General features: G+C 61.4%; 2 protein-coding genes. One reads left to right on the forward strand and one right to left on the reverse strand.

Annotated elements, in window-relative coordinates; translation table 11 throughout:
• Positions 1–3: 3 nt before the first annotated feature.
• Entirely contained in the window at positions 4–732 is a 729-nt protein-coding gene (locus A1351_RS06660) for a TetR/AcrR family transcriptional regulator (protein ID WP_245275846.1), read from the reverse strand.
• Positions 733–979: 247 nt separating this feature from the next.
• On the opposite strand from A1351_RS06660, the gene A1351_RS06665 reads away from it, so the two are divergent.
• Positions 980–1423, forward strand: a 444-nt coding sequence (locus A1351_RS06665) for a TolC family protein (protein WP_198162239.1), incomplete at its 3' end; no start/stop codon positions are given.

A 1423-nucleotide genomic window follows, 5' to 3' on the forward strand; every position in this document is an offset into this window, starting at 1 on the left:
AAGCTAAGGGGCAAGGCTCCGTAACACCAGATTCGCCATAGCTGCCGCGCGCTCCTCGATGTCATCGAAGTGCCGCTCCAGAAGGCGTGGATTCCAGCATAGCTCCATCGTCTGGAGGATGGCGCGACATGTTTCCTCGATGGGCGTCTTGCGCTCGAACTCGCCCTTCTCGCGTCCTTCTGCGACGAGTTCGCGGATGAGCCCCAGCATTGCGTCCTCGTAGTCCGAGATCGGTCGCCACGCTTCCGAGCACGCCGTGATCACGATTTCGTGGAGCTTTCGCTCATTGAAGAAAAGCGCCGCGCTTTCGCGCGTGAGGCACTGGTACATAGCGCGAAGCCTTTCTGCGGCGGACTTCTTCTGACCGACGATTTTCTTCAGAGCGGCGATGATCCCGCCCAGAGACTCGGCGCAAGCGGCTTCGCCGATCGCCTGCTTCGAGTCGAAAAATTTGTAGATATATGCGGTCGACAAGCCGATCGCTCTGGCGAGGTCCGCCACTGTCGTCTTGTTATAGCCGTAACGGCGGAAATGCTCGTTCGCCGCGCTCACGATCTGCTCGCGCCGCTCATGTTCAGCCGGCCCGCGGCGCCCCGGAGGTGAGTCGGAAGAACGGTTCTTGTGGCTCTTGTCAGTCATGGAGCCACCATATGCCAAAATTGTGCGCTCAAATCCAACTCGGCTCGCGCCGGGAAAATCTTCCGGATGAGAGGTCTGGCGATCAGCGTCCATTCGAGCCTCCTGTATGGCGGGTCCTGCCGACCTTCGACTGAACGGCGCGATCGCGCATCGAGCTCGGCCGCACGAAGGTCGACAGGACGCCCGTTCGCGAACCTGCCAAATCTTACGCGCTTAGTTATGAGTTGACAATATCGTCACTCGTAACCTATTTCTCAGCCACTGAGCTGGAGCGACAGCGGGCGTTGGTCACGCGCGCGACAGCGCAGTGTCGCCCCGCCCGATAGAAGAGGCCCAGCCGATGAAATTCGCCTCCACTCCGAAGCCTCCGCTCGCGCGAGATCACAAGGCGCTCGCTCTGGCGGCGACACTATTCGGGGCGAGCGTTTCAGGGTGCGCCGTCGGTCCCGACTATGTGGCCCCGACGATATCGCTCGCGGATTTTCATAGCATCGGCGCCCTCCCGGCGCGCCGGGATGATTCTCCGCCACTGGATCGATGGTGGACAGGGTTCGATGATCCGACGCTGACACGCATCATTCGGCGCGCCCTGGACCAAAATCTCGATCTGGCTGCGTCACTCGCACGGGTCGAGCAGGCTCGCGCCGCCGCGCGGGAAGCCGGCGCCAAACTTTTGCCGACCACGGATACGACCGCGCAGGCGGTGAAAATCCGCCAGTCGCTCGAAAGTCCGGTCGGCGCAATCGGAAGAAACCTGCCCGGCTATGATCCGAACCAGGCTTTA

It is taken from the genome of Methylosinus sp. R-45379 (genome assembly GCF_001644125.1).
GTDB lineage: Bacteria > Pseudomonadota > Alphaproteobacteria > Rhizobiales > Beijerinckiaceae > Methylosinus.